Here is a 24,571-nt window from a genome sequence, read left to right as displayed (position 1 = left end):
ATACCCCCATATAGGACTTTTATATTTCATTGTCCTATATGAGGGTAGCATATCACATTTCGACAAGCCATCCCTTTTCGTCATATTTTATAAATCCTAAGCTTCAGACTCTTTCTTAGCTCCAAAGTAAGCCTTCAGAGAATTGATCACAATAACAAGTCCGAGTGCCATCAGCAGGATTGCGATGATCAGCTGAAGTCCTTCTACAAGGAAAGTAGCGGAACCTGCTGCATATGCTTTTACAAGTCCGATGGTTCTCTCTACCAGTGCGGTTCCTGTTACACAAAGCATGATAATCAGCGGTGCAAACAGCATCTTGTTGTTTCTTCCTGTTACCTTCATGAATACACAAAGTGTTACAAGTACCAGTGCGGAAAGTAACTGGTTGGCTGATCCGAACAGTGGCCAGATATTTGCATATCCGATACGTGTCAGAACGTAAGCACATAACAGAGTCACGATTGTTGAGAAATATGTATTGCAAAGGAGTTTTCTCCATCCTTCTGCATGTTCCATATCATCTACGCTGAAGAGTTCCTGGAAACTCATACGTCCGATACGAGAAACGGCATCCAGACTGGTAAGTGCAAGTGCAGATACACACATGGTCATGAAGCACTGTGCAATATAAACCGGGATTCCGAACATCTCGAAAAATCCTGCGACACCGCTTGAGAATACCTGGAATGGTGTTCCGGCTGCCGGTGTTCCGTCTGCCGCTGCAGCTGCACCTGCTACGCAAAGTGCGATGATTGCAAGAAGACTTTCCAGAACCATTGCTCCGTATCCGACCTTCAGCATATCCTTTTCATTGGATACAGTCTTAGATGATGTACCTGATGAAACAAGGCTGTGGAAACCAGATACAGCACCACATGCTACGGTAACGAACAGGATCGGGAACATATCTCCCAGTGTATCGTTGTGGAAACCTGTAAATACCGGAAGGTTCATGGTTGGATGTGCAACCAGAAGTCCCAGTGCAGCTCCGGCGATCATACCGATGAACATATAAGTTGTCATGGTATCACGCGGCTGTTTTAAGATCCACATCGGAAGTACTGCTGTAAAGAAGATATATACAAATGTGATGTATGTCCATGTATCTTTTGTTGCTGTGATCGGTGCTAACATACCAAGACCAAGAGCAGCTACAGTAAAGATAAGACCGACAACTGTTTCTTTCCATCCGTGGAACCGGAACTTTTTCTGTACCAGACCGAAGATCATGGCAAATACGATAAACAGCAGGGAAATGGTTCCTGCAGCTCCGTTTGTCTTTGCTGCATCTGCAAGTTTTACGACACCGTCTACTTCTGTGTAAGCGTTAAATGTACCTGCAACCATATCTGCAAATGCTGCGATTACAAGAAGTGTAAACAGCCAGCAGAAAAGCAGGAATACTTTTCGTCCGAATTTACCGATATATTTTTCGATCAGAAGTCCCATAGACTTTCCTTCGTTCTTTACACTGGCATACAGTGCACCGAAGTCTGTAACAGCACCGAAGAAGATACCTCCAACGATAATCCACAGGAATACCGGAACCCATCCAAATACCGCTGCCTGAATTGCACCGGTAACAGGACCTGCACCTGCAATTGACGAAAACTGATGACTGAATACGGTCCATCCGTCTGTCGGAACATAATCCTTTCCATCTTCAAATTTCTTTGCCGGAGTCTCTGCTTTTGGATTGATTCCCCACTTATTAGCGAGCCAGCGGCCGTAGAATACATATGCACAGCTAAGAAGTACTGCTGCGATCAATACGATAACTAATGTATTCATACTAATCCCTCTCTTTCTCTTCCAGTTAAAATAATTAAGTTTTAATAAGATAAATAAAAATTTTATTAAATTATTATAGTGGTGTTTTAACTCTTTAAAGTCCATTTGTCAATGGATTTCACGCATTTTCGGCACGTTCACATGATTTTTTAGAGTATACTCTGTTTTTTTGTGCATTTTTCCATACTCCGCGTCGCAAAAACATATGACCGTTCTACGAAAGCACTCCTGTAATATGCCCGGATATATTTTTATATTGATATTGACATTTTTCCTCAACCGAACTATACTGAACTTCGTAAATGAAACGGGGAGCTTGTTTGACAGGCTGAGAGGAAGTTCAGAACTTCGACCCATATACCTGATTTGGATAATGCCAACGTAGGAACGTATATTTTGATGATAACGGGAGATACATTGGTATCTCTCTTTTTTTGATATGCGGCGTCAAATACCATCAGCATACTCTGATGGTATTTGAGAAACAGGATTTCCTAAAATAATATGAAATTCCACATTCAACCAGGGTTTACACGAAAATGAATAAGGTAAAGTTGAGATTGGGCGAGAGTTCATGAAGGGGTACACCACCATGGGTGTAATTCTTTGTGGACTCTTTTTTTCATTTTTAAGAACTTTTCCGTTTTGAAAGGAGGTTTTTCCATGATTACAGTTAATGGTAAAGAAGTTACTCTGACCGGGCCGCTCAGTGTTGCGGATTATCTGGAACAGAACAATTATCAGATCAAACGGATCGCCGTTGAAATGAATGGTGATATTTTACCAAAATACAGCTATTCTGACACCATGCTCAAAGACGGGGACCGTCTGGAAGTTGTAAGTTTCGTAGGAGGAGGCTAAAAAATCATGCATCATACACTTACAAAAGAAGAAATCTACACCGCCCTTGACGAGCGACATTCCCCGGAGACGCAGAAGCTTCTCTCGGCAGGAAATGTAGCGATCGCAGGGCTCGGCGGCCTTGGCTCTAATGTTGCTTATGCGCTTGCACGGATCGGTGTCGGCCATCTTCACCTGATCGATTTTGACGTAGTTGACATTACCAATCTGAACCGCCAGCAATATTTCATGGAACATATCGGAATGTACAAGACCGATGCCCTGAAATCCCTGCTTCTTAGGATCAATCCATACCTGGATATCCGCACAGACTGTGTAAAAGTTACGGATGATAATCTGCAGGAATTATTTGCAGATGCCACAATTGTCTGTGAAGCTTTTGATAATCCGGAAGCCAAAGCAATGCTGGTCAATGGAATTCTGGAACATTTTCCGGAGAAAAAGCTGGTATCAGCAACCGGAATGGCCGGCTACGGAAGCAGCAATACCATTATCACAAAACGGATCATGAAGAACTTTTATCTGTGTGGAGATGGCGTGACAGCACCAACTTACGGTCATGGACTGATGGCACCGCGTGTTGCCATCTGTGCCGCACATGAAGCCAACATGATCACACGGCTGATCCTCGGTGAAGAAGAAATTTAAAAACATAAGAAAGAAGGAACTTTATTATGAGTACAAATGAAGATAAGTTTATCCTGGGAGGTCATGAATTCACTTCCCGTTTTATCCTCGGATCCGGTAAATTTTCTCTGGATCTTGTAAAAGCCTGTATCGAAAAAGCAGAAGCTCAGATCATCACACTTGCCCTGCGTCGCGCAAATGAAGGCGGTCTTGCAAATATCCTGGACTATATTCCGGACAATGTAACCCTGCTCCCAAATACATCCGGTGCACGTAATGCTGAGGAAGCAGTCCGTATCGCCAGACTTTCCCGCGAAGTCGGATGTGGCGACTTTGTAAAGATCGAAGTCGTTCATGATTCCAAATACCTGCTTCCGGACAACTACGAAACCATCAAAGCAACAGAAATCCTTGCAAAAGAAGGCTTTGTTGTCATGCCGTATATGTACCCGGATCTGAATGCTGCAAGAGCACTTGCTGATGCCGGAGCTGCCTGCATTATGCCGCTCGGCTCCCCAATCGGTTCCAATAAAGGGCTCAGCACAAAGGATTTCATCCAGATCCTGATTGATGAAATCGATCTGCCGATTATCGTTGATGCCGGAATCGGTCGTCCTTCCCAGGCTTGTGAAGCCATGGAAATGGGAGCTTCCGCTGTTATGGCAAATACTGCTATCGCAACTGCAGGAGATGTTCCTGCCATGGCAGAAGCTTTCAAGAAAGCCATTGAAGCCGGACGCAGCGCTTATCTTTCCGGACTGGGACGCACCATTGAAAGAGGCGCAAGTGCATCCTCACCTCTGACAGGATTCTTAGAGGATTAGGAGGCGCATGCAATGGAAAATTCACATATCAACGAAAGTATTTTAAGTGAGGAAATTCTGGAGGACCAGAAAAAGAACCGGATCGATCATATGACCTATCTTCCGGGTATGGAGGATATTGGTTCTGACGTAATGGATCAGGTAGTGAGTGCCATGAATGCTTATGATTATGACAAATATACGGAAGCAGATGTAAAGCGTGCTCTTGCACACGACATCCGTACACCGGAAGATTTTGCTGCTCTTCTTTCTCCTGCTGCTCTTCCGCTTCTGGAGGAGATTGCACAGGCTGCCCAGGAAGAGACGCGTAAGCATTTTGGCAACAGCGTTTATATGTTCACACCGATCTACATTGCCAACTACTGTGAAAACTACTGCATTTACTGTGGTTTCAACTGCCACAACAAGATCAACCGTGCCCAGTTAAATGACGAAGAGATTGAAAAAGAGATGGCTGCAATTGCCAGGACAGGACTTCAGGAAATCCTGATCCTGACCGGTGAAAGCCGTAATAAATCTACTGTCGAATATATTGGAAATGCCTGCAAGATCGCAAGAAAATATTTCAAAGTCATCGGTCTGGAAATTTATCCGGTTAACTCAGATGAGTATGCATATCTTCATGAATGTGGTGCAGACTATGTAACCGTTTTCCAGGAAACCTATAATTCCGATAAATACGAAACTCTGCATCTTGCCGGTCATAAGCGGATCTTCCCTTATCGTGTTAATGCACAGGAACGTGCACTGATGGGCGGAATGCGTGGTGTCGGCTTTGGCGCCCTACTTGGTCTGGACGATTTCAGAAAAGATGCTTTTGCAACCGGATACCATGCTTATCTTCTCCAGAGAAAATACCCGCATGCTGAAATCGCATTCTCCTGTCCTAGACTTCGCCCGATCATCAACAACGACCGGATCAATCCGATGGATGTCCATGAGCCACAGCTTCTCCAGGTAGTCTGTGCTTACCGTCTGTTCATGCCATTTGCAAGCATTACGGTATCTACCAGAGAATGTGCTCGTGTAAGAGACAATCTGACACAGATTGCTGCAACCAAGATTTCTGCCGGAGTCAGCACCGGAATCGGAAGCCATGTGGATGATATTGAGGATAAGGGAGATGACCAGTTCGAGATTTCTGACGGACGTTCCGTAGATGAGGTTTATCAGGCACTTCTTTCCAACAATATGCAGCCGGTTATGAGTGATTATATCTATGTATAGAGATCTTATTGCCGTAACAAACCGCCATCTCTGTTCCCGTCCTTTTACAGAACAGATTACCCGTGTCTGCAAGCTACATCCGAAAGCTCTGATCCTGCGTGAAAAAGATCTGCCGGAAGAGGAATATTTTTCTCTTGCCCGGCAGGTGAAAGAAATCTGTGAACAGTTCGAAGTTCCGTTTATTCCGCATTTTTATCCAGCTGTTGCGAGAAAGCTCGGCTGTGACAGGCTGCATTTACCGCTTCCACTTTTGCTTGAAAATCCGAAAGTGGTTTCCAGCTTTCATACTATTGGGACTTCCATCCATTCTGTTTCTGAAGCAGTCGAAGCGGAAAAGCTGGGAGCTTCCTATCTCACAGCAGGACATATTTATGTTACCGACTGCAAGAAAGGGCTCCCGCCACGGGGACTTCCATTTCTGCAGAATGTATGCCAAGCTGTGCAGATTCCGGTTTATGGCATTGGCGGAATCAAAATTGATGAAGCACAACTGCACGAACTGAAAAATGCCGGTGCTGCAGGAGGTTGTGTGATGTCAGGGATGATGCACGTCTGACCGGTCATTCCTCAAAATAAAAAGGCACTATGCAGGGTAGCACATCAAACTGATATTGTCACCTTGCACAGTGTCTTTCTTTATTTCACCCGAAGCTGCACTTCTTTTCCAGCTTCTACTTTTATATCTCTGTCTGTCCGTACAATAATATGTTCATGGTTCATCGTTTCAATGTAATACTGCCTGTAAAATCCCAGAAATTCTTCCTGTCTTACAATTCCTTTCACAGAACCTTCTGCTACAAATTCCAGTTCCTCCGGTCTGCAGCATATCGTATTTCCCCGGATATCGGTAAACCGGTTCGATATTCCAAGAAAATCTCTTGCGAAATCATTCTGCGGATGCAGATATACCTCTTCCGGCTTTCCAATCTGAACCAGCTTTCCCTGATCCATAATAGCGATCTGATCTCCAAGAACCATTGCCTCTTCCTGGTCATGCGTTACAAAAACCATTGTGATCTCATATTTCTTCTGGATCTCCCGGATTTCTTCCCTCATTTTTACCCGGAGTTTCGCATCCAGATTACTAAGTGGTTCATCCAGAAGAAGTACCTTCGGCTTTGTGATCAGCGATCTGACCAGTGCAACTCTCTGCTGCTGTCCTCCGGAAATTTCCCCAATTGATGCCCCGGCATATTCTTCCATATCTACTATTTTCAGATATTCCATACCCATTTCTCTGGCTTCTTTTTTCCGGATACCGCGGAACTTCAGTCCGTATATCACATTTTCCAGGACACTCATATGTGGAAATAATGCATAGGACTGAAAAACAGTCGATACCGGGCGTTTTTCCGGGGCCAGTGTAGTGATATCCTGACCATCAACCAAAATCTGTCCTTTATCTGTTTTTAAAAATCCACTTATCATTTTGAGTGTTGTCGTTTTCCCACAACCGGATGCCCCTAACAGACACAACAGTTCTCCCTTTGGAAGGGAAAGTGATAAATCTTTTACTACTTCTTTTTCACCAAAACTTTTACTTATGTTTTTCAGTTCTAAATACACGTTTCTTTCGCCCTTTCCATGCAACAATTATCGAAAACAGCACATTTACTGAAATTGTGATCACAATAATAAATGTCGCAATCATAGATGCTTCTCCATACCGACCTGTGTTAATGCAATCAAATAATGTAAATACTGCAATCTTCTGTCCCGGTGTCACCAGGAAAATAACTGCTCCTGCCGTAACCATCGCACTTGTAAAATTATTGATAAATCCCGTTGCAAATGCCTGCTTTACATTCGGAAGAATGACATCTTTCATTACCAGAAATTTATTCGCTCCAAGATCCCGCGCTGCAGCATCAAGCTCTGTACTGATCTGCAAAAGAGAGGACGCCGAAGCCTTCGTTGTAATTGACATCTGTTTATAGATCATATTCAGAATGACGATGACCGCTGTTCCGGTAAGTTTTAGCGGCTCATGATTAAAAGCCAGAATATATCCGATTCCAAAACAACTTCCCGGAAGCATATACGGAAGTGTGATAATAAAATCCAGCACCCCGCCAAATTTTATTTTTCGTCTCTCGATATAATACGAAAGTAAAATACCGATCATACTTCCGACTATTGCTACGATAAGTGCATATTCCACACTCCGGATAAATGTATCCATATTTCGCTCCAGCAGGGCATCCAGATACATCGTTGTAAATGTAATTTTTCCGCGCAGGTTTCTGCTGAAGCTGTTCAGGAAGATAGATCCATATTCAAGAGTCATCATCACAAAAAAGATGCCCGCCCCCAGCCATACGACCATTGCAGACAGGCCACGAACCCGGAATGTATCTCCCGCTTCTACTGTCTTATTACTGTTTCCACTGATGACTTTTTCATTTTTCTGCATCAGATACCGATACAGGATAAAAACAAGAATCGTCGGGATCAGAAGCAGTACATTAAGCGCCGCACTCTTATCCAGTCTGGAATATCCGATTACCTGCATATAAATTTCGGTCGAAACTGTTTCAAAACGCCCACCTATCACAACAGGCGTTCCGAAATCAGCGATTGACCGGATAAACGAAAGCAAAAAGCAGCTGAGCAGTACCGGTTTCAATAATGGCACAACAATTCTCCATAATGTATAACCAGAGGAGGCTCCAAGGTCAAAGGAGGCCCGTACAAGCGACATATCCATCTTCCGAAGCATTCCGATAATCATCAGTGCATTTAACGAAGAAAAGAATAACGTCTGCATTACAACAACACCAAGCCATCCATACGGGTTCAGCGAAAGACCGAAAACTCCTTTTGTGATCAGACCGTTCCTTCCAAAAAGCTGGATATAAGCGAGCGAAGCAATAAACGGCGGCGAAACCATACTGATAAGTAAAATGGCTTCCAGAAATTTGCCCGGTTTCTTCCCTGCTGTCCATACGCAAATGGATACGAGCAGTCCCAGAATCGTTGAAAAGAATGCAGATAATACACCTACAAAAACACTGTTTTTTACAAGCAGCAGATTGTCACTGAAAATACTTTTGTAAACTTCTGTTGAAAATCCTTCTTCTCCCACAAAACTCTGTCTGATCATACAAAGAAGTGGATACAGAATAAAAATCAATACACCTGCTACCAGTACTGCCAATATGAAATAATCCAATATATTATAAAAATGGGCATCATAAAATGATGCCCGTTTTTCTCTAGGTTTTCTATTCTTCACCTTTATCTCCCATCAGAGTGCTCCACTTGTCAAGGATCTCTGTTCTCTTTGATCCGAACAGAGAAAGATCTTCTTTCATAAGCTGATCCTTGTCAAAGTTCAGTTCAAGTCCTTTCAAACTTGGTTTTACCAGAAGACACGTATTATTCTTGTCAATTTCAGCCATCATCTTCATGTTCTCATCATCAGAGAAGAACCATTCGATAAATGCTTTTGCAGCTTCTGTATTGTCTGCATTTGCAAATGCTGCAACGCCTTCCGGAACGTATGGCATTCCGTCTGAAGGATAGATTACATCAACATCTGCCTGTTCTTTCAGTTCATCCAGTGTACCATTGATATATGTGATACCAATACCAACTTCCCCGGCTGCTGTCTTCGTACTTGGATCTGAACCACGTTTTGAATAGTAATCTACGTTCTTGTTAAGAGCTTCAAAATACTTCCATCCTTCTTCGTCTCCCTTTGTCTGAAGAAGAGCGTTTACTACTGCGTAGTTTGTTCCTGAGATAGCCGGGTTAGACATCAGGACTTCTCCCTGATATTCTTCTTTTGTAAGGTCATCCCATGACTTTGGAGCTTCGAGTCCTTTTTCTTTTAAAATATCATTGTTAACAATAAATCCTACAACAGTAACACCTTTTGAGAACCAGTAGTTATCACTGTCTTTGAATTCTGGTGCAAGTTCATCTGCTGCATCAAAATCTACTTTTTCAAGAAGGTTATTGTCTTTTGCATCCATAAATGCATCGATTCCGCCCCCGAACCACAGGTCAGCTGCAGGTGTTCCACCTTCTGCTTTAAGCTTTGATAAAACTTCTCCTGAAGACATGGAAATGAATTCGACCTTCGGTCCTACTTCTTCTGTAAACTTATCAAATAACGGCTGATAAGCATCCCCTGTTGTAACAACCTTCAGAGTTCCTTCCAGTTTCTTTGTCTCTTTGTCGTCTTTCTTGGTTTCTTCTTTTTTTGTAGTCTCTTCCTTTTTATCTGAGCTTCCACAGGCTACCATACCTGCTGCCATTGATACTGCAAGGAGAAGAGCTGCAAATTTTTTCATTTTTTTCATAGTGTTCCTCCCTTTAACATATCTCTGATATTATTCCGACATGCTTTTTACATTCTAGCACCAGATATTTTAATTTTCAAATTGTTTTTCTCTATAGGTAATCTATCCCATAGTTTTCATCTATATTTTTATTTTTATTTTCTATAAAAAGAAATGCATGTAGGATACTGCACTGTCTTTACCGGTTTATTCAGTAAAAGCATTTATATCCTACACGCACTTCTTTTTACTCTCTTTTATAATTATCCTGCCAGATGAAGCACTCCGATCAGCAGAATACCACACAGTCCATAGTAAGCTACAACCGCAACAAGGTCGTTGATGGTCGTAATAAGTGGTCCGGACGCTACCGCCGGGTCGATATTGATCTTCTTGAAGAACAGCGGAATCAGTGTACCCACCGCACCGGAAATTACCATTGCCACCATCAGAGACAGACCGATGCAGCCTGATACCGCATACGCGAACGCCCAGGTCTTTCCTTTGAAGAGTGCAATATAAAGTCCTAATACGAGGAATGACAAAATTCCAAGAATCGCACCATTTGAAAATGCGATCCGCATCTCTTTGAATACCAGTTCTACTTTCTGCTTTCCTGTCAGAGATTCATCCATCAGAACACGGATCGTTACCGCCAGTGACTGGGTACCGACGTTACCTGCCATGTCCAGGATCAGTGACTGGAAACACATAATGATTGTCAGCTGGCTTACTACCTGCTCAAATACACCTACAACAGAAGATACAACTGTTCCCAGTGCCAGCAAAACAAGCAGCCAAGGGAGACGTTTTTTCATGCTCTCTTTGAGTGGCTCTTTCAAATCTTCTTCTGCAGTCAGACCAGCGAACATCGCATAATCTTCACCCATCTCATCATCGACCAAATCTACAATGCTCTGGGATGTGATAACACCGAGAAGTTTATTATCGTTATCCAGGATCGGAATAGAATTTTCCGAATAATCTTTCAATTTTTCGATACAGTCATCGATCAGCTCGTGACCGTATACATATGGATATGATGTCACGATCAGATCATCAAGACGTGTATCCTGTCTTGCCGTGATCAGATCCTTCAGATCCATCGCACCGTAGAAGGTGTGATCCGCTGTCACCATAAAAATTGTAGAAATATTGTCATTTTTTGCTGCCTGACTGACAAGTTCGGTCATCGCCTGCTTTACAGTAAGATTCTCTCTGATCTCAATGTAATTCGTGGTCATTCTGGAACCGATCTCTTCATCATCGAATGCAGCAATAACTGCCATATCCTTTCTGGCTTCATCATCCATCAGCTCCAGCAAAAGAGCTCTCTTTTCTTTTGGAATCATCCGCAGTACATCTACAACCGCATCTGTTTCCATTCTGGAAAGAATTGCTGCTGCTTTCCGTACATCCATCTCATCCAGATATTCAGCTGCCTGCTTTTCATCGATATACTCGAAGATATCCGCAAGCATGTCCAGATTCAGAATCCGGCACAATTTCCGCCGCTCTGCAACGGAGAGATCCGGGAATACATCTGCAAGGTCATTCTCATGGTAGTCTTCCAGTTTGTTTCTCATAATTCCCGGAGAGGCATTGCTTCTTACAATGCCCAGGATCTCAGCTCTGTAGTCCTGGTAGTCCTGATAATCCTGTGTATTTTCCATAACTTTCGCCCTCCTTATCCTTTTTCCAGCACAAAAACATGCAGAATCAAAGTCTAAAATTCTCCACATTTTTGTCTTTCATACAATATTCAATTATGAATGTCAATACGGGAAAACAGGATAAGAAATGCTATACGAACAAACAGAATGAACTGCTGCCATTTTCCCATCCTGCGTATATACTTCGCCCATGACTATCACAACTGTCCATTCTGTTCACCTGCCTTTTGTTTGAATTTGATTAAGAAGTTTTCAACTTCCTACGCTATTATAATACCTTAGTCTACAAAATTCAAACCTTTCTGTTTATAAAATTATTTTTTTATCAACTTTTTTCTTGTTTTTAACATTTACATCATTTTATGATTTTTTTGCCCTCTTCATTTCCCACTCGTATTTTATTTATGCATCCGATCTCGCATAAGAATTCTTCATCTGATTGCTCAGTTCGTACAAAACCTTGGACAATGTATCCGAAGTTTCCTTCTTCACCATCTTCGCAATCTCCCGGTTCGCTTCCCGTTTGATCTGCATACGCTTTGCTATATCACTTTCCTTCGTAAGATCGTCATCATACCGGTTTATGATCTGATGTGCCTTTGCCATCACATGTTCCTGGTAACGCTCAATATGGAAAATAGACTTTTTATAAGAAGCATCTGCCATCGCAGCGATCATTCTGCTTGACCAGTAGAAGTTCTCTGTTGAAACTTCCCCTGTCGTATTTGCAAAATATTCCGGTGTCTCATCAATATCTGCATAGAATGGAGCCATTACATTAAATGCATTGGATGCAAATGCCACCCATTCAATTGTGCGTGAATCTTCCGGCTGCTCCGGTCTCATCTGGATCAAAGACATAAAATCATTTCGATTGATACCAATGGAACGATATGCACCATTCATTGATTTGTCCCCGTAAGCTCCATACGGATCATAAGGTGTTCCCTGATAATGTGAAGACAGAACATATTTTACATCTTCTACTGTAACCTTCTTTTCCGGAACCATACACCACGGAATATCATCGGATACTGGTGTATAATCTGCATCCGGCCCGTCCCAGTTGTATGAATTTGGATTCAGGTAACGTTCCATAAACCAGGCTCTCGGTGTATTGTATACATGATCCGAATCATCATGGCTTCCAAAAGTATCTCTTGGATTTAAGGTTCCATCCATGGATGGGTTCAGATGATATTTCTCAATGAATTCCTTCATATCCGGAGAACACATATAATTTTTCTGCTCACCAAGTGCATCTTCCAGATCAAATTCATCCATTCCAAGCTGGTTCGGCATCACCACATAAACCTCATCAGGCACTTTTCTGGCAATCCAGTGATGTCCGCCGATTGTTTCCAGCCACCAGATCTCATTTACATCCGCGAATGCAATTCCATTCATCTCATAAGTACCATATTTCTCGAGAATACTTCCAAGTCTCTGCACGCCTTCTCTTGCGCTGTGGATATAAGGAAGCACGATATATACAATATCCTCTTCCCCGATTCCACCTGCAATTTCTTCCTGGTCGTCTGACTTCGGCTGATATGTAACCAGCGGATCCGCTCCAAGCACACGTGGATTGGATGTGATCGTTTCGGTTGCCGTCATTCCTACCTGCGCTTCATTTACCCCGCTTGCCGCCCAGATTCCTTCCCCCTTGACTGCGTTCGGCATGGCGGTATAACGCATCGGATTCTCTGGTAATTCTATTTTCACATGCGAAATCACCGATTCATATACCTTCGGCTGATCCTCCGGATGGATCACCACAAATTTTTTCGGCATATACGCGCCTGACGGTGAATCATCATTCCTTGCGATCATCGTAGAGCCGTCATACGATGCCTTTTTTCCAACCAGTATTGTTGTACAAGCCATTTCATTTTCCTCCTGTTATCTCCTGACAAAATCTTTTTCGTCTAATTGAAATTATAGAATCATTCCTTCTTTTTTTCAACCACCAGACAATTTGTTTGTATTTTAAATTTTTCGTGGACGAATTCGCAAAAACAAGGTAAAGTAATTTTATAAACTTTACACTTTACTTGAGAGGAATTTCCTTATGAATAATGACAAGGATCATGCAACTTTATATGCTGAGCTGGAAGCCGAACGTTTTATGACAGATCAGATTTCCCTGCTTCATGAAGCAGAGGATCTGGCTGACGGTATCAATTTTATGCTCAAATCGATCGGAGAATTTACAGATGCCGACCGTGCTTATGTATTTGAAACCAGTGAAAATCATACTTCTACCAATACTTATGAATGGTGCGCCTCAGGAGTCACCCCGCAGATCCGGAATCTGCGTGATATTCCTTTTGAAAGCATGCCAAAATGGATCGAGGTTTTTCTTCATGGTGAAAATATTCTGGTCGAAGATCTGGAGGCTTACCGTGAATCTATGCCTCTGGAATATGAACTGTTAAAAGTTCAGAACGTTTCTACCCTGATCGCCTTTCCTATTTCTGTACACGAAAAGCTGATTGGTTTCGTTGGCGTAGATAATCCGGATATGGAGAAATCCAGCCTGATCCACCGCCTGCTGTCCCTTCTTGGCAAATATGTCGGAACTATGATCGAAAATCATAAGAATGAGCAGATGCGCCTGGAGGTTGTTGCCTCCAAATCCCGTCTGGATTATCAGCTGGAGATGGACGAAATTCTTCGTGGCGCACAGATCGGTATCTGGGCACTTGAGTTAGATGGCGATAAAGCTCCTCTGCTGCACCCAAATCCTACAATGTGTACTCTTCTTGGTGTGTCACAAGAGATGTCTCCTGAAGAAGTTTATCAGTTCTGGTATCACCGGCTTCCTCCCAAATACGTAACCCCGGTGCTTGATTATATACAGAAGGTCATTCACAAAAGTTATTCAGAAATCACATACCCATGGAATCATCCGTTACTTGGACAGATCTGGATACGATGTGGCGGTATCCTCTATCCGGATTATAAGGGAAATGGCATATGCATCCGTGGATACCATCAGGATGTCACCCGTAATATCGAAAATGAACGTAAATATCAGAACCTGACCGCTGCAACCAGTCAGATTTATCATGCAATTTACCATATCGATCTGATTCAAGACCGGATCGAAAAGCTTGCCGGTGCCAACCAGAACTATACACCGACCGGAGCTGTCACCTCCGCCACCGCGCAGTTAAATGATATCCTTGAGAAACTGGTTGCACCGTCACATCACGAGATCATGCAGTATTTCTTTGATCTGACAACGGTAAAAGACCGGCTGCACGGAAAGCTTTTTATAAGCCGGGAGTATCCATCTCCACAGGGGATCTGGCGCCGTGCCACCTTTATCGTCCAGAACCGCGACAATGATGACAATGTTACAGAAATTCTTTATGTAACCCAGATCATTGATGATTACAAGCAGAAAGAACTGGCTTACCAGCAGGAGCTGGTTAAGGCGGTCGAATCCGCAAATCAGGCAAATGCAGCCAAGACCGACTTCCTCAGTCGGATGTCACATGATATCCGCACCCCTCTTAACGGAATTCTTGGAATGCTCGATATTGCACAGAAAAATGAAACAAATCCCAAAGCACTGCTGGAGTGTCATGAGAAAATGCGTACTGCTGCTTTTCACTTAAAAGCTCTTGTCAACGATGTCCTGGATATGCAACAGATGGAAACAGACCGGTTCTTCCTTGAACAGATACCATTCGACATCCGTGAGATCCTTGACAATTGCTGGAGTATGCTGGAAGCACAGGCTTCCCGGCTTGATATCACTCTGAAAAAAATAAAACCGGGCAGTTTAAAATATCCTTATCTGATCGGAAGTCCATTACATATCCGTCAGATTTTCATGAATCTTTTAAGCAATGCAATTAAATATAATAAGCCCGGTGGTTCGATCTCTGTACACGCAGAGATCATCAGGCAGGTCCACCAGAATATTATTTACAAATTTATAATTTCTGATACCGGTATAGGTATGAGTCCGGAATTTCAGAAGCATATTTTTGAACCTTTTGCACAGGAAGATACCGGTGCCAGGACGATTTACAAAGGAACCGGGCTCGGTATGACGATCGTTCACAGACTGGTACAGGAAATGGGCGGTACGATCCAGCTGAAAAGTGAAAAAAATGTCGGCTCAACTTTTACACTGATCCTGCCATTTACCATTGACGAGCACCAACCTTCTGCCTCTGAGGAAACTGCCACTGATACTCCGGCAGATTTCTCGGATCTTCATATCCTTGTTGTAGAGGATAATGAACTAAACCTTGAGATTGCTGTTTTCTCTCTGGAAGCCGCAGGACTTAATGTATCCACAGCTATCAACGGACTGGAAGCCGTCCGGCTTTTTGAAAAATCAAAACCATATGAATACGACATCATTCTTATGGATATTATGATGCCGGTTATGAATGGTCTGGATGCCACAAAGGCGATCCGCGGACTTTCCCGCCCTGATGCCACAACGGTTCCAATCATTGCCCTCAGCGCCAATGCATTTGCGGAAGATATCCAGAAGTCGAAGAATGCCGGAATCAATGAGCATCTCGCAAAGCCACTGGAAATGGATAAGGTGTTGGAGGTGATTGCATCGTATTGCAAGTAGCAGAAAGGCACAGACACTCTCTATGCATTGCATATTCTTTCAGAATTTCTGTTATAAAAAATCGGATTATCAGGCAATCTGTCATTTTCCTGATAATCCGATTTTTATTTTACTTACATCTTAAATGCTTCTTTTATACTGTCATAATGCAGAAATTTTCCGTCTGCCGCAAATGCCTTAATTTCATCTAATGTTGCAAACATATAGCCATCCGTCTCTGCCTCCTGAAGATGGAGATCTTTTTCATCAATATCCATCACGAAACGATACACATCTACAAAATAATTATCTCCTTCCCCCGGATTTTCTCTCTTGTAAGTGAAAAGATAGCCTCCATCAGCCTGACTTGCGTCCAGTCCTGTCTCTTCTCTGACTTCTCTTAACACCGCGTCATAAGATGCCTCTCCTGCCTGAGCTGCACCGCCGGATACCTCCCACCAGCCAGGTGCCCAGGCTTTCGTCATTACCCTTTTAGTGATCAGAAATTTTCCGTCTGTTCTTGCTACAACTCCAAGAACGGTAAGATGGTACTCCCCGTCCTTCAGACACCAGTCATTGCGCTTCATCGTTCTTCCTGTTGGTTTCTTATCTGCATCATAAATATCCCATAATTCCATCGTCTGCATCTCCTGTCCGTCTTGTCTGTAGTTTCTTATGCCATTATAATATGTCTTTTAAGACTTCACAATCCTTTGCAAACGAAAAAATCATTTTGCAAAATATTATTTGCAATATTCATCAACAGATTCTCGCCGCCATCCAGTTTCTTCTTGTCCCCCGCCTCTCTGTAAATCCTACAATATCTTTCAGCAGAATAATCAGTTCAAATCCACTCCGATACGGATAATCCCTTCCCCAGATGTGGACGATTCCCTGAAACGAGGCAAACTCTCTTCCCATCACCTTTAACCAGAAGATTGCTGCGTGCCCCGATTTTTTCATCTGTTCCATGTCCGGCACGTTCCCAGTCTCCAGATAACGTCTTCTTTTCTGACATCGTCTGACCTGCGCTTTTCTCAGCAGCACGCCATTTTGTTCACAGGTTTCATCCAGATACAGCAAAAGCCCGTCAAATCCTGTGAAATTGATCTGTGCATCCTCTCTTTTGGCATCCTTCCAGTACAGAATATTTCCGGAGGGCGTTTTCCCTGTCTCCCAATACATTCGGATGAAGAAAAGCTCTCCGATATGCCGGTTATCTTCCAGTGACCGGCTGTCTGTTTTTTCAGCAAATACTGCCTGCATGTTTTATCCCCCTCATTTGTCTATAAACCTCTTCTTTTTCTCTTCCTTTTTCTATGCACGATCACACCTGCCACAAACAGATTCAGTCCGATCACAGCATACCATCCCCGATAAGATTTCTCTCCTGTCCGGATCGGCTCCGCTTTCTCCGTCACCTCACAGCGTACGCCCCGCACCAGAAGCCGTTTTGTATTGATACCGTAAGGCGTACATGTCAGTAATGTGCAGTAATCCTTCTCCTTATCCAGCGCAAGCAGTTCTGTTTCTTCCGGTTCTACAATATCGATCCGATCGATTCGATAGAAAAGCGTCCGCCGGAGCACTGTTATTTTAAAATAGTCTCCCACCTTCAGCTTATCCAGATCTGAGAAAAGTTTCGCCCCCGGCAGTCCTCTGTGGGAAGAAAGCACCGCATGTGTTCCCTTTCCGCCTATCGGGAAACTGCTTCCTTCCACATGTCCTGCGCCATTGCAGATTGCGAAATCACCCGTTCCATGGTAAATCGGAAGTTTCAACCGGATTGCCGGAATTTCCAGATATCCCATCACACCGTCAGATGTCATATTCAAAAGTGCTCCATAACTATCAGCATTTTTGTCATTCGGCACTGGGTTATTCTGTTCCAGAAGCATCACATTATACGCTCTTGTCTGTGCGATCATTTCCTCTTCCTGCCCGGCATCCAACTTCTCCACTGATCTTTCATATCCATCCACTACCCTGCTTTGCCGACCGGCATTCCAGAGCTTTCCGACTTTTGGATAGAGCATGACTGCGATTCCCACAAAAAGGATTCCTGTCCATATAAAAAAGAAAATTCTTCCCCTTCGTTCCGACTCATTCACTATCATACAATTCGTTTTCGTCTTTTTGCATTCAACAGGACAACTCCTGCAACAATTGCAATCAGTACTCCACTGACCGTAAAGATCATTTCACCTGTTCCACCTGTCCCCGGAAGAAGTTTTCCTGATTTATTTACAACAACTTTTACCTTTGCTGCAAAATTTTCATTTATATAAGTTACCTTTGTCCCAGTCTCGCTTTCTGTAACATTTCCGTTTTCATCAAGATATGTGCTGGCGTCCGTCCTTGTTGCCCTGATCTTTTCGGCACTTACCAGAAATGACTCTGTCAGCTTGTTATATCCTTCTGGTGCTTTTGTTTCTGTAACCCTGTAATCACCCATCTTCAGACCTTTGATCACCACAGTTCCATCACTTCCGGCTTTCACCTTTCCGATTCCGGTCTGTCCGCCTTTTACAGTATACACACCGCTTTCTTCTTCTGCCTGAACCGGGAACGGCACCTCAAATTCCACTCCGGTAAGCGCCTCTCCTTTTTCATTGACCTTCTGGATCACAACCGCATAGGTATCTGTTGTTGTAGAATCCTCTATCGAGCTTTTTCCCGGTTCCTCTGTCGTATAATTCCATGAAAATCTGGCACTGTTCTTATTTCCTTCACCGTCGATCACTGCTTTATCATTTAACACAGCCGTATAATCAATGGTAATTCTTGCCCCGGTATCATAAAGATTTTTCCATCCACTCTCTCCTTCATCCGCTGCCCAAGGAATCGTAACCGGGAAAGTTGTATTTTCAAACTGTTCCAGCGGTTCTTCTTCAATCATCACAGATGTGATCTGCGCTGCATCAAATCCGTCCGGAAGAGTATCTTCAATGATGTATTCCTTGATCTGCTTGTCTGCAACATAATTCGAGGTGTTGATCTGTAAACGGAAATGAACCGTTTCACCGATACTGACATTGTTTTCCTTTACCTGTTTACCATCGTCAAGTACAATACTTTTCCCTCCGGCATTCCCGTCATTCCCCGGAGTCCACTGCGGCTCCTTACTGTTTTTGTCCACGATCTGCGCGTCTTTTGCAACACTCGTTACCATGATCATACCGCCATCTTTTAAAGTGCTGGTAACGTAATAGTAGCCGTATGGAAGACCGGTGATTTTTAGTATACTTCCATCAGATATTTTACTACATACTTCCTTTCCATTTTCTTTTATCCAGGCAATTGCCCCTTCTGAAAGTTGCTCTTTAGATCCAGCTTCATATGCATTCTCAGTCGTAGTTATATTTCCCGCTGAATCCTTTTTAAAATAAGGATTTTCAGAAATATCTTTTTTTGTATATGCTACTGAATTCCCGTCAGCACTTACTTTTGCATCAAATATTTTATAAATTGTATAATGAATCCCTTTTGATGCATTCTCAATCGTAATACTGCCATTACCTCCTGCCCCCGATACACTTTCCTGTGCAAATACCGTCGCCGACATCCCCACCATCGTTACCGCCATTACCAAAACGGATAACAGCCTTCTCAATTGTCTCATTCTTTTTTGTCTCATTCTTTTTCCTCTCTTTCTTTTTATTTTCGGATCCTTTCCCCATTCTACACATCTATACAACCGGTTTTCGTTTCTTTTCCGTCCAAAAAACGTTTCTTTTTCATCCTTTTTTCGTTTCTTTTAGAAAATCTTTTGGGCTATTCAATTTTTATTCCTTTTACAGCAGACATTCATAATCAAAAAACTGTACAAAGAATGTGTAGTCCAATAGAATCTCTTCAAAAAAATCGGGAGGCTGTCTGATAACAGTCTCCCGATTTTTACTATATTCCCCATTATTCTTTTTGATTCAGCAACGTTCCCAAAGTGTTTTCCGCCCAGCTGTAATTCGTCATATACGCTCCTTTGAACAGCTTTTTATGTTGTTCCTCATCCTCCAGGTAGTCATACAGATCACACTCCACATGCTCTGTACGGATACGGCTCTCCTGATTTACCCGATGCAGGACCCTTTCGATTCCGTATGCATTTAACGTTCCCCGAAGCTCTTTTACCACTTTGCGGAATTTATCTTTTATTCTTTTTTCTGTACATTCATCCTCCCATAAATAACTGATCGCATCCCCCGTCGTCACAAATCCTCCTCTTCTGTCAACCAGAAGTGCCAACAGTTCTTTGGCTTTCTTACATGAAAAAGGAATCGTTTCCCCATCCACAAAAATATCAAAATAACCGAATGTGCGGATTACAATCCTTTTCCCTTCCATCTTTGTCAACTCACTGTACATTCTCTTTTCCCCCTTCATTTAATGAGAATCTTTATCATCATACACTATCCAAATGAGCAGACTCAACATTCCATGCTAAAACATTACTTTCGTAACTTTTCCACACTATTCGATATTTCACTTTAACACTCTCTTCTTCTGAAATCTTTCATCTTTTTTCCATCTAACGCTGCATATTCCAGAACATCATCTGTGTTATATACAAGCTTTAATGAGAAAAACGGCTGCTCATTTTCAAGGAGTTCAAAAAAGATCCGATCCCCTTCCCATAATTCCAGTTCTCCGATTTTAGACTTTTCTACCCATTCCAGTTCCCCTTCATCACACGCAATCGGTGTTCCTGTAAAACCGTCTGCCGTATAAAGTGACATATATTCTACTACATCTTCGCCATATACAAAGGTTACAATCCCACGATATCTCCAGGATGTCAGCGTGTATCCTGTCTCTTCCCATACCTCACGAAGAAGACATTCCTCCGGGCTTTCCCCTTTTTCAAAATGACCACCTACTCCGATCCACTTGTCTTTATTGATATCATTTTCTTTGACAGTCCGGTGAAGCATCAGATATTTTCCATCCTGTTCAATATAACAAAGTGTGCTTAATTCTACCATTTTACGTTCCCTTTCATACACAAAATATTTTATGAAAATTATAATCTATCTTCTAGTATTTCTCAACTGCCATGACCTGGTTACTGTTCACTCCCGTGTCAATCACTACCCTGATTGGCACGGAGGATGCACATTTTATCTTGAATGGCATCTCGCCCATCGCCAAAGGCGATTTAAAATGGCGAGATGCATTGCTGGTCACAGATACTGTGAACAGTAACATGACCTGTCTTTTTCCACCATTCCTCTTTCTCTTTAATTGCAAATATTGTCAGCAAATAGTATAATGATGTTTAAGGATTGCGGAAATTGCGTAGCAATAGAGCAATCCGGTTACATCAGTAAGTGGCAAAATTTACTTTTGACACTCACATCGTATAATATCTTCAAATAGACCAAAATTGTAGATAAGGAGTCTCTGTTTTGACAAAAGAAAACTATAAAATAAGCAAAATCCAGATCGGATTTTACTATCTTCTGATGTTCCTGATACTTATCTGGTTTCTGGTAATACAATTCACAGGAATTAACAATCACAATGCCAGAATCCAATCCAGCGACATCACATATCGTGGTACTTTTACCTGGATTCACTCCGATGGAAGCAAAGAACAGATTGCCGTCCCCGGACATTACAATGTTCCTGCAAAAGAGACTATGGTCATTACCACAACACTTCCTGAAAATTATACGCAAAGTTCACTGGCTATACGTTCCTCTCTGCAGGATATCCGTTTCTATATTGACGGAGTGCTTCGCACCGAATACTCAACCAAAGACCAGCGGCTGGCTGGGAAAAATTCTGCCAGCTGTTATGTTTTCTGTCCTACTTCAGCAGCAGATGCAGGAAAAGAACTCCGTATTGAGCTGACTACCAATACCTCTAACTATTCCGGTGTAGTCAATGAGATCTATTCCGGAGACAAGAGTGATATCTGGGAATATATTTTTGAATCTTACGGGCTTGAGACTATTATTGCTTTCTTCATCTTGTTCGCCGGTATCATTACCATCCTTTTCAGTATCGCACTCGGAATTGTCTATGACAGAAAATTTGATATGGAATATCTTGGATGGTGCATGATCATGGGTGCTGTATGGATGCTCGGCGAATCCAAGCTCAGACAGCTTATAGTTCCGAATCCATCTGCACTGGGGACTTTATGCTTTGTAATGATCATGCTCGTTCCGATCCCGGTACTTTTTTATGCAGATCTCATTCAGCAGGGTCGTTATAAAAAGCCTTACTTTTACCTTGGCTGTGCAGCATTTGGTAACTTTTTGATCTGTCTGGTTCTTCATCTGACTGGCACTGCTGATTTTATCGAAACTCTGCCGGGCGCCCACGTGATTCTTGCAGTCACCTTCCTTCTGGTTTTCCTGACTTTCTGTCTGGATATGCGAAAGAAAGAATACCGGAAAGACAAATTGGTACTGATTGGCCTGATCATTGCAATGCTTGCCATCGCCATCGAATCCATTTCTACATATTTTGTAGTTTTGATTTCCGGTCTTTTTATTGGTGTCGGCATGTTGATCCTTCTTTTCATTAGCATTATCCGTACAATAAAGAATGTGCATACCATTGAAATGCATCGTCAAAAAGAGGAGCTTTTGAAACGTAAACGGCAGATGGAAAAGATTTCCTTACAGATGATGCAGACTCTCTCTACAACCATCGAGGCAAAGGACGAATACACCAGAGGGCATTCCCATCGTGTTGCAGAATACTCTGCACTGATTGCGCAGGAAATGGGTTGGAATCGCTCTGAAATCGTCAATCTCCGACATGCAGCTCATCTGCATGATATCGGAAAAGTCGGCATCCCTGATATTATTTTAAACAAGCCATCCAGACTGACAAACGAAGAGTACGCTGTTATTAAGGAACATACGGTTATCGGCGCTGAGATTTTGAAAAATGTTTCGATCATCAATCATGTAACCGAAGTCGCCCGTTCTCATCATGAGCGTTATGATGGCCATGGTTATCCGGACGGTCTAAAAGGGGAAGAGATTCCGATCCATGCGCGGATCGTTGCTGTTGCCGACAGCTATGATGCAATGAATTCCCGCCGTATTTACCGTAATTCTCTTCCAAAAGAAACAATTTATGAAGAAATACGCAAAAACAGAGGAACTCAGTTCGATCCTGAAATCGCAGATATTTTTCTTAGACTGTTAGATGAGAATCGTCTGACGATCACAGATACTTATCTGGAAATTGATGACGAGCCAGTTCTTCCTGGCATGGAATTTGAAATCAGCAACTTCATTTCCAATGTTATGAATACGATGAAGAGCCAGGAAGAAGCAGAAAATTTTGATCTTCTTACCGGACTCCCTATGCGAAATACCGGTCAGAAAATGATTGCACAGCTGATGCAGGAGCACAATGGCTGTCTGATCTTTATGGATATGGATAATCTGAAAAAGATAAATGATATCTACGGTCATAAAGCCGGAGACCGTGCACTGAAAGCACTTGGAGCTCTCCTCTCCGAGCATATCGGAAATTTGGTTGGCTGCAGGCTTGGTGGCGATGAATTCCTTCTTTTTGTACCGGATGCCGGTAAAAATGAAATAACCGAGCTTATGGAAACTCTGTTTTCCCGCTTTGATTCCGAGAAGAAAAAAGATCTTGAGATCCGTGTTGCATCCATTTCTGCCGGACTTTGCATGTGTACCAAGGGAGATTCCTTTGACGAGTGTTCTTCCAAAGCAGATAAAGCACTCTATTATGTCAAGCAAAACGGAAAACACAACTTCTTTTTCTATCAGCAGATGGGCAATACCGTATTCCCGGTTTCCAGCGTGGCAAAAGATCTTTCCCTTGTGGCAAAAGTACTTCGTAACAGCGGAAACTATTCCGGAGCACTTAATCTTAATTACCGTGAATTTTCTAAGATTTATGAGTACATCAACCAGCTTGGAGAACGACATAAATACCATTGTTTCCTGGTCATGGTCACAATGGAAACCACTCCGGATTCTATGATGTATATTGAAAATATTGAACAGGCACTGGAATACATGGAGGAAGCGATCCGTCACAAGATCCGTAAGATTGACGTGTGTACACGGTATAGTGCCATGCAGTATCTGATCATTTTATTTGAACCAGATGAAAGTCAGATTCCAAAAGTTATGGACCGTATTTTTATTCAGTATTATAAACTGTACGATAAACACAATTTCATTCCGAAGTATGAATATCTTCCGGTGAATGAACACTCAGAGGAAACAAATCCTCAAAACACTTCAGATCACCTTAACCAAAATATCCATCCAGTATAGGAATTTTACTACCTGAGACTTTTATCTGCTGTGAAATGCAATTTTCCAAACTTATTAAAAAATGAGGAAAACAACCGGTTTTCACTTCGGTGTTTTCCTCATTTTTCTGTATTACTTGTTTATTCTTTTCTTCCTCTGACCTTTCCGGTCAGCAGTGCCACCACGATCACTGGGCCTGTAATGATTGTCTATAGAAATCCTAACGAAATTTTTCGACTGTTTTCGAGATTGCTGTTTCAACAGACTTATGCTACGATATCCATACGCAAACAAACTTCTTCTTGTTTGCAACCTTATCTATTCAACCCAATCTCATTTTCGGAGCCAGTTTCCGGCAACTTTTTCCGACAATGAACGACAACTGAAAATATCCGGATTGAGATCGCCTCTTTTACATATTTCCGTCATATGTTAATAT

General features: G+C 42.5%; 20 protein-coding genes and 1 riboswitch. Of the genes, 7 read left to right on the top strand and 13 right to left on the bottom strand.

The window, feature by feature from the left end:
- Positions 1 to 96: 96 nt before the first annotated feature.
- Complete coding sequence (locus tag G4407_RS13290; protein ID WP_173689256.1) at positions 97 to 1,791, bottom strand: carbon starvation CstA family protein; 1,695 nt, start codon at positions 1,789 to 1,791, stop codon at positions 97 to 99.
- Between the two features lie 300 nt (positions 1,792 to 2,091).
- A riboswitch (TPP riboswitch) is annotated at positions 2,092 to 2,196 on the top strand.
- Between the two features lie 258 nt (positions 2,197 to 2,454).
- Here G4407_RS13290 and thiS point away from each other — a divergent pair.
- The 5 genes from thiS to G4407_RS13265 are packed head-to-tail and all read left to right on the top strand — an operon-like array spanning position 2,455 to position 5,886.
- Positions 2,455 to 2,652 (top strand): sulfur carrier protein ThiS, encoded by a 198-nt coding sequence (gene thiS, locus G4407_RS13285; protein ID WP_008368609.1) that lies wholly within the window; start codon positions 2,455 to 2,457, stop codon positions 2,650 to 2,652.
- Between the two features lie 6 nt (positions 2,653 to 2,658).
- Positions 2,659 to 3,300 carry a sulfur carrier protein ThiS adenylyltransferase ThiF gene (thiF, locus tag G4407_RS13280; protein ID WP_173689255.1) on the top strand — a complete coding sequence of 214 codons (642 nt, stop codon included), beginning with the start codon at positions 2,659 to 2,661 and terminating at the stop codon, positions 3,298 to 3,300.
- A 26-nt stretch (positions 3,301 to 3,326) separates the two neighbouring features.
- Positions 3,327 to 4,103, top strand: a complete 777-nt coding sequence (locus G4407_RS13275) for a thiazole synthase (RefSeq protein WP_173689254.1) — start codon at positions 3,327 to 3,329, stop codon at positions 4,101 to 4,103.
- 12 nt (positions 4,104 to 4,115) lie between these two features.
- Complete coding sequence (gene thiH, locus G4407_RS13270) at positions 4,116 to 5,330, top strand: 2-iminoacetate synthase ThiH (protein ID WP_173689253.1); 1,215 nt, start codon at positions 4,116 to 4,118, stop codon at positions 5,328 to 5,330.
- Positions 5,323 to 5,886, top strand: coding sequence for a thiamine phosphate synthase (locus G4407_RS13265; RefSeq protein WP_173689252.1), 564 nt, complete (start codon positions 5,323 to 5,325; stop codon positions 5,884 to 5,886). The genes thiH and G4407_RS13265 overlap by 8 nt, the downstream gene beginning before the upstream one ends.
- 80 nt (positions 5,887 to 5,966) lie before the next feature.
- On the opposite strand, the gene G4407_RS13260 is transcribed toward G4407_RS13265, so the two are convergent.
- The 5 genes from G4407_RS13260 to G4407_RS13240 form a co-directional block, all read right to left on the bottom strand.
- On the bottom strand, positions 5,967 to 6,896 hold the full coding sequence (locus G4407_RS13260; RefSeq protein WP_173689251.1) for an ABC transporter ATP-binding protein: 930 nt from the start codon (positions 6,894 to 6,896) through the stop codon (positions 5,967 to 5,969).
- The gene (locus tag G4407_RS13255; protein WP_173689250.1) at positions 6,868 to 8,565 is read right to left on the bottom strand and encodes an ABC transporter permease; all 1,698 of its coding nucleotides are present in this window, start codon (positions 8,563 to 8,565) and stop codon (positions 6,868 to 6,870) included. The genes G4407_RS13260 and G4407_RS13255 overlap by 29 nt, the downstream gene beginning before the upstream one ends.
- A complete protein-coding gene (locus G4407_RS13250; protein ID WP_420315003.1) occupies positions 8,555 to 9,628 on the bottom strand; it encodes an ABC transporter substrate-binding protein in 1,074 nt (357 codons plus the stop codon). The genes G4407_RS13255 and G4407_RS13250 overlap by 11 nt, the downstream gene beginning before the upstream one ends.
- A gap of 251 nt (positions 9,629 to 9,879) precedes the next feature.
- Positions 9,880 to 11,289, bottom strand: a complete 1,410-nt coding sequence (gene mgtE / locus G4407_RS13245) for a magnesium transporter (RefSeq protein WP_173689248.1) — start codon at positions 11,287 to 11,289, stop codon at positions 9,880 to 9,882.
- 402 nt (positions 11,290 to 11,691) lie between these two features.
- The gene (locus G4407_RS13240; protein ID WP_173689247.1) at positions 11,692 to 13,176 is read right to left on the bottom strand and encodes a C69 family dipeptidase; all 1,485 of its coding nucleotides are present in this window, start codon (positions 13,174 to 13,176) and stop codon (positions 11,692 to 11,694) included.
- A 184-nt stretch (positions 13,177 to 13,360) separates the two neighbouring features.
- Between G4407_RS13240 and G4407_RS13235 the strand changes: the two genes are divergently transcribed.
- Positions 13,361 to 15,895 (top strand): ATP-binding protein, encoded by a 2,535-nt coding sequence (locus G4407_RS13235; RefSeq protein ID WP_173689246.1) that lies wholly within the window; start codon positions 13,361 to 13,363, stop codon positions 15,893 to 15,895.
- A 113-nt stretch (positions 15,896 to 16,008) separates the two neighbouring features.
- Here G4407_RS13235 and G4407_RS13230 read toward each other — a convergent pair whose 3' ends face one another.
- The 7 genes from G4407_RS13230 to G4407_RS13200 form a co-directional block, all read right to left on the bottom strand.
- Positions 16,009 to 16,512 (bottom strand): NUDIX hydrolase, encoded by a 504-nt coding sequence (locus G4407_RS13230; RefSeq protein WP_173689245.1) that lies wholly within the window; start codon positions 16,510 to 16,512, stop codon positions 16,009 to 16,011.
- A gap of 121 nt (positions 16,513 to 16,633) precedes the next feature.
- On the bottom strand, positions 16,634 to 17,140 hold the full coding sequence (locus tag G4407_RS13225; RefSeq protein ID WP_173689244.1) for a hypothetical protein: 507 nt from the start codon (positions 17,138 to 17,140) through the stop codon (positions 16,634 to 16,636).
- Between the two features lie 20 nt (positions 17,141 to 17,160).
- On the bottom strand, positions 17,161 to 17,991 hold the full coding sequence (locus G4407_RS13220; RefSeq protein ID WP_173689243.1) for a class C sortase: 831 nt from the start codon (positions 17,989 to 17,991) through the stop codon (positions 17,161 to 17,163).
- Positions 17,988 to 19,511, bottom strand: a complete 1,524-nt coding sequence (locus G4407_RS13215) for a SpaA isopeptide-forming pilin-related protein (RefSeq protein ID WP_173689242.1) — start codon at positions 19,509 to 19,511, stop codon at positions 17,988 to 17,990. Before G4407_RS13215 ends, G4407_RS13220 begins: the two co-directional genes overlap by 4 nt.
- A 275-nt stretch (positions 19,512 to 19,786) precedes the next feature.
- A complete protein-coding gene (locus tag G4407_RS13210; RefSeq protein WP_173689241.1) occupies positions 19,787 to 20,239 on the bottom strand; it encodes a hypothetical protein in 453 nt (150 codons plus the stop codon).
- Between the two features lie 122 nt (positions 20,240 to 20,361).
- Positions 20,362 to 20,856, bottom strand: coding sequence for an NUDIX hydrolase (locus G4407_RS13205; RefSeq protein WP_173689240.1), 495 nt, complete (start codon positions 20,854 to 20,856; stop codon positions 20,362 to 20,364).
- A 52-nt stretch (positions 20,857 to 20,908) separates the two neighbouring features.
- The gene (locus G4407_RS13200; protein ID WP_173689239.1) at positions 20,909 to 21,079 is read right to left on the bottom strand and encodes a hypothetical protein; all 171 of its coding nucleotides are present in this window, start codon (positions 21,077 to 21,079) and stop codon (positions 20,909 to 20,911) included.
- A gap of 200 nt (positions 21,080 to 21,279) precedes the next feature.
- Between G4407_RS13200 and G4407_RS13195 the strand changes: the two genes are divergently transcribed.
- Positions 21,280 to 24,153 (top strand): HD domain-containing phosphohydrolase, encoded by a 2,874-nt coding sequence (locus G4407_RS13195; protein ID WP_243259247.1) that lies wholly within the window; start codon positions 21,280 to 21,282, stop codon positions 24,151 to 24,153.
- Positions 24,154 to 24,571: the final 418 nt, after the last annotated feature.

The organism is Allocoprococcus comes (assembly GCF_013300725.1).
Lineage (GTDB): Bacteria > Bacillota > Clostridia > Lachnospirales > Lachnospiraceae > Allocoprococcus > Allocoprococcus comes_A.
The sequence above is the reverse complement of the archived record's forward strand: the minus strand, read 5'-3'. Positions and strand labels throughout refer to the sequence as shown.